1 protein-coding gene is annotated in these 254 nt (G+C 50.8%); it reads right to left on the bottom strand.

Features of this window, described 5'->3' with window-relative positions; all coding sequences use genetic code 11:
- Positions 1-254, bottom strand: a 254-nt coding sequence (locus tag AAEY98_RS22510) for a HisA/HisF-related TIM barrel protein (RefSeq protein WP_351019844.1), incomplete at both ends; no start/stop codon positions are given.

The following is a 254-nucleotide window of genomic DNA, read 5'->3' as shown; positions in this document are numbered from 1 at the left end:
CGCCCAGCCATGAGTCGCCACCATGCCGTCTTTGGCATCGATACCAACGATAATATGTCCGGCAAATTCGCGGCAGGCTTCAGCCACAAAATTAGGATCTTCAACGGCCTTAGTGCCAATAATAATATAGGTTAGTCCGGCAGTGATATACTGCTCGATGGTGTTCATATTACGCACACCGCCGCCCAACTGAATAGGCAACTGCGGAAAAGCTTTGGCGATGTCGTTGACGACTTGCTTGTGTACTGGCACCC

This window comes from Shewanella sp. AC91-MNA-CIBAN-0169 (assembly GCF_040310165.1).
In the GTDB taxonomy this organism is placed as follows: Bacteria; Pseudomonadota; Gammaproteobacteria; order Enterobacterales; family Shewanellaceae; genus Shewanella.
The sequence above is the reverse complement of the archived record's forward strand: the minus strand, read 5'-3'. Positions and strand labels throughout refer to the sequence as shown.